The 3,608-nt window shown below is 67.2% G+C and carries 8 protein-coding genes; all 8 read left to right on the top strand.

The window, feature by feature from the left end; translation table 11 throughout:
• Nucleotides 1-213: 213 nt before the first annotated feature.
• The 8 genes from B3G12_RS02790 (at nt 214) to B3G12_RS02755 (ending at nt 3,594) form a co-directional block, all read left to right on the top strand.
• Nucleotides 214-594: a hypothetical protein gene (locus B3G12_RS02790; protein ID WP_290498982.1), complete on the top strand. Its 381-nt coding sequence runs from the start codon at nt 214-216 to the stop codon at nt 592-594.
• Nucleotides 591-779, top strand: a complete 189-nt coding sequence (locus B3G12_RS02785; protein WP_290498981.1) for a hypothetical protein — start codon at nt 591-593, stop codon at nt 777-779. The genes B3G12_RS02790 and B3G12_RS02785 overlap by 4 nt, the downstream gene beginning before the upstream one ends.
• A gap of 443 nt (nt 780-1,222) precedes the next feature.
• Nucleotides 1,223-1,441, top strand: a complete 219-nt coding sequence (locus B3G12_RS02780; protein WP_144999938.1) for a hypothetical protein — start codon at nt 1,223-1,225, stop codon at nt 1,439-1,441.
• Nucleotides 1,438-1,629, top strand: a complete 192-nt coding sequence (locus B3G12_RS02775; RefSeq protein WP_290498978.1) for a ribbon-helix-helix domain-containing protein — start codon at nt 1,438-1,440, stop codon at nt 1,627-1,629. The genes B3G12_RS02780 and B3G12_RS02775 overlap by 4 nt, the downstream gene beginning before the upstream one ends.
• Nucleotides 1,626-2,324, top strand: coding sequence for a hypothetical protein (locus B3G12_RS02770; protein WP_290498976.1), 699 nt, complete (start codon nt 1,626-1,628; stop codon nt 2,322-2,324). The genes B3G12_RS02775 and B3G12_RS02770 overlap by 4 nt, the downstream gene beginning before the upstream one ends.
• Before the next feature lie 78 nt (nt 2,325-2,402).
• Nucleotides 2,403-2,579: a hypothetical protein gene (locus tag B3G12_RS02765; RefSeq protein ID WP_290498974.1), complete on the top strand. Its 177-nt coding sequence runs from the start codon at nt 2,403-2,405 to the stop codon at nt 2,577-2,579.
• Between the two features lie 27 nt (nt 2,580-2,606).
• Nucleotides 2,607-3,239 carry a recombinase family protein gene (locus tag B3G12_RS02760; protein ID WP_290498973.1) on the top strand — a complete coding sequence of 211 codons (633 nt, stop codon included), beginning with the start codon at nt 2,607-2,609 and terminating at the stop codon, nt 3,237-3,239.
• A 229-nt stretch (nt 3,240-3,468) separates the two neighbouring features.
• Complete coding sequence (locus tag B3G12_RS02755; protein ID WP_290498972.1) at nt 3,469-3,594, top strand: hypothetical protein; 126 nt, start codon at nt 3,469-3,471, stop codon at nt 3,592-3,594.
• Nucleotides 3,595-3,608 lie beyond the last annotated feature (14 nt).

Below are 3,608 nucleotides of genomic sequence, written 5' to 3'. Positions count from 1 at the left end.
CCTACCCGTGCATCAGTCCCGACCGTCAGCCTGGCGGCCTAACCCCAGCTGACACCTACTCGTGCATCAGTCCCTTCTGAACGTTTCCCCTAGTCAGGAACCACACGGTTTACCACACGCACCACACGCCCGGACCACCACACGTTTTCCCCCCTCTCTAAAGAGGGGGAAACGAGTGGTCCCGGCCCCCACGTGGACGGAAGAGAGACTCAGATGGACCACAAGCCAGCAGCACTCACCGCACCGCAGGCCGAAGCGCTCGCCGGGATCCTCCAGCAGATCCGCCCGGAATGGTCGAAACCCGCGATCATGGCCGCGCTCCGGGAGCACTACCGCCACCCCGCCGGGTTCAACGTCGTGGCTCAAGCCGCAGTCACGGCCGCGAACAACCCAGCGAACCGGGCGCCCTGCTCGATCTTCTTCGACGGGCCCCACTGGCCCCAGACAGCCCGGCCCACCTGGGTCATGGACCCGTGCCTGGCGCACCCCACGGAGGACCGGCGGACCTGCCGTTGCTGTATCGCCGATGTGAAAGCGGGCCAGCGCCCGCGGGACAAAGTCGGGGAGCGCTGGCACATGGACGACGCCGCATGACCCCGCAGGACACAAACGAGCAGGACTACCACCACCGCCGGGTCGAACAGATGCTCACCAACGCCAAGACCAAAGCGGATCTACAACACCTCGTGCGCGCACTCGACGCCCGCAACATGCAACTCCAGCACCTCAACCGCGCACTCCAACACCAACTCCACCAGCACCGGAAGGACACCCCATGAGCACCCACCAGGACAACGCACAGGAAAGTAACGCACAGGAAAGTAACAACCCGCGGCCACAGGACCCCACGAGCGCGGCCCAGCAGTCCGCGGAGGGGCAAAAACTTTCGCGCAATGGACTTACCGATTTCGCCCCTGCGGACCCGCACGAGGTCCGGACCCGGCTCACCCGCCGCGGGTCACAGGACGGCCTCGAACTCGACGGCGGCACCGGGGTCGTGTTCATCCCCCAACACGCGCTCCCGGACTTGCGACGCCGCCTGCTGCTGGCTCAGGAGCGGTTTACGGCTATGAGTGGCCCGGTGCCCGGGAAGCGGCGGAAACGTCGGCCTGCGAGCGCCCGGTGACATTGCCCGCCGTCCACCTTTCGGCATCGTTTTGACCCCACATTGGTATCACCGCCCGGGGCACCCAGCCCCGGGGCACGACCACCAGGAGCGCCCATGGCCCACCTTGACCCGAACAATCCCCCGGACTTCGCAACGTTCGGGGAGTCCATCTGGCGAGAACTCACCACCCTCCGATTCGGGGAGACCACCAACCCCGCCCAGGTCGCTGAAGTGGCCGTGACCTGTGCGCTCTCCCAGGCCACCGCGGCGTCCCTCCACACGGCCCGTGAGGCAGAACGGTTCGACGCTTGGGCGGACGAGGTGGGCCTGTGACCACACCCCAAATGCAGCGCCTCGTGGTGGCCATGCCGCCCGACATGATCCGCCGAGTGGACACCCTGCGCTCGCTGACCGGCACCAGCCGCGCCGGGTTCATCCGGCTTGCAGTAGCCGACTACCTGCGTCCCCTAGGCGGCACCACCCATGACGCCCAGCCCCACCCCGAGAAAGGCGAACAATGAGCACCCGAGCTGAACGACGACTGCGAGAAGCCCAGACCATCCTCGAACAGGCCGCCCAGGCCCACCAGACCGCCGCGGCCGCGCTCGCCGCCCTCGAGGACCGGGCAGTGTCCGGGGAGGACATAGACCCTCTGGAATTGGCCGGCGCCCAAGGAGACGCCGGGATCAAGGCCAAGCGGGTCCAGCGCGCCCAGACCGCCGTCGACACCGAACAGGCCACCGTGGACGAGGAGAGGGCCCGAGCCCGCCACCGTGAGCTTGTAGAGGCCGCGAAAGCCACCCAGGTCGAGGTCAGTACCGCCGCCGTGCGTGCGGCTATGGAGGACTTGCTGCGGCGTGCCTACGCGGCCTCCGACGCATGGTCCGAGATGCGGTCCGCGGTCCTTGCGGAGCACGGCGAGATCCCCTTCTATGGACCCGGCAACACGGCCCCCGACGGGGTGAAGTCCCCCACCCTGGTCAAGCTCGACGGTATCGGCTACCCGGACCCGGATCCTCACCGCATCGCCCAGGACCTGCGGGACATGGCCGACCGGGTGTTCGAGGATCTCCGCGCCGAACGCTCCAGTGCACGCGCTGCGGTCCAGGGTGTGCCGGTGTCGTGGCAGGCGCGTGCTGTCGAAGCCGGGGTCGAAGCGGCGCGTGAGGACCAGCGGCGGTGCACACCGGAACCAACCCCAGACGCGGCCGCGTAGGACCAGCAGCAGGGCAGACACCCCGGTGGGTGGGTTTGGGACAGTGCCCGCCCACCGAGAGGTTGAGAGGATGAGGGCATGGCCGATGTGAGCAAGATGTTCGGGGGCATGGCCCCGGACGAGGCGGACCGGGCGGTGGCCGCACTTGCAGGCATGCTGGCCGCGCTACCTGCCGATGATGCGGACCCGGTGGACCGGGCCACCCGCGCAGGTGTGGAAGGTTTCGTGATGGGCTACCACGCGAACCATACATAAAGGGTTCCCTTTATGTATGATTAGGGCATGACCACCCCCCGTCTGCACGTCATCGGCTACGTCCGCGTGTCCACCAATAAGCAGGACATTGGCCCCGAGGTGCAGATTGCCGCCCTCCAAGCCGAAGCGGACCGGCTGGGCTGGGACCTGGACCTGCGACGCGAAAACGCCGCCAGCGCCAAGACCCTCAAGAACCGCCCAGTGCTCGCCCAAGCCCTAGCGGACCTCAAAGCCGGGAAAGCTGATGCGCTCGCCGTGTCCAAGCTCGACCGGCTCTCCCGCTCCGTGGCGGACTTCGCCGGCCTGCTCGAGACCGCAACCCGGCAGCACTGGGCGCTGATCTGCCTGGACCTGGGGATCGACACGTCCACCATCACCGGCGCGGCCATGGCACAGGTCACCTGCACGTTCGCGGAGATGGAGCGGAAGAAGATCGCCGAGCGCACCCGTGACGGTATGGCCAAGATCAAAGCCACTACCGGCAAACACATGGGCCGGACCTCCGTACTCCCCCAGGCCACTGTGGACCGGATCCGCCGCGAGCGCGCCGCCGGCCTGTCTTACGCCAAGATCGCCGCGGCACTGAACGACGAGGGTGTGCCCACCGCCACGGGGCGCACCTGGCACGCCTCCACCGTGCGGCAGGTACTGAGCCGGTAAGAGCATCTACGTGCAGGTCTCGGCGAACACGGCTCAGGACGCGGCGGTCATGAAGGCCGAGTTGGAGCGTTTCTTGGCTCAGCGGGAGCGCCGGGCGGCGAACCGTCACGGCACCCGCGAGCTACGGGGCGCGCACTGACCCCCAGGTAACATTCCCGCCCCAGCCCTCATCAGGGTGCGGCGCGGGAATACTTAGCGGAAGCAACCCCCAGTGCTAAGGAGCCCCATCATGCGTCATCTCACACGCCGCGCAGTCCTTATTGCCGGCCTCTGGATCATCGTAATCGTCGCCATCATCATGACGTGGACGATGATCCAGAACGATATGAACGAGCAGAAGGGCAAGGAGTGGTGAACCGTCCCAGGTTC

The sequence above is a fragment of the Kocuria sp. UBA5001 genome (assembly GCF_002398425.1).
Taxonomy (GTDB): domain Bacteria; phylum Actinomycetota; class Actinomycetes; order Actinomycetales; family Micrococcaceae; genus Kocuria; species Kocuria salsicia.
Note: the sequence above shows the minus strand (reverse complement) of the source record. Positions and strands in the feature narration are given on the sequence as shown.

Excerpts from the sequence above, each read along its gene's own strand:
- B3G12_RS02790 (WP_290498982.1), top strand. The coding sequence starts at position 214 with ATGGACCACAAGCCAGCAGCACTCACCGCACCGCAGGCCGAAGCGCTC.
- B3G12_RS02785 (WP_290498981.1), top strand. The coding sequence starts at position 591 with ATGACCCCGCAGGACACAAACGAGCAGGACTACCACCACCGCCGGGTC.
- B3G12_RS02780 (WP_144999938.1), top strand. The coding sequence starts at position 1,223 with ATGGCCCACCTTGACCCGAACAATCCCCCGGACTTCGCAACGTTCGGG.
- B3G12_RS02770 (WP_290498976.1), top strand. The coding sequence starts at position 1,626 with ATGAGCACCCGAGCTGAACGACGACTGCGAGAAGCCCAGACCATCCTC.
- B3G12_RS02765 (WP_290498974.1), top strand. The coding sequence starts at position 2,403 with ATGGCCGATGTGAGCAAGATGTTCGGGGGCATGGCCCCGGACGAGGCG.
- B3G12_RS02760 (WP_290498973.1), top strand. The coding sequence starts at position 2,607 with ATGACCACCCCCCGTCTGCACGTCATCGGCTACGTCCGCGTGTCCACC.
- B3G12_RS02755 (WP_290498972.1), top strand. The coding sequence starts at position 3,469 with ATGCGTCATCTCACACGCCGCGCAGTCCTTATTGCCGGCCTCTGGATC.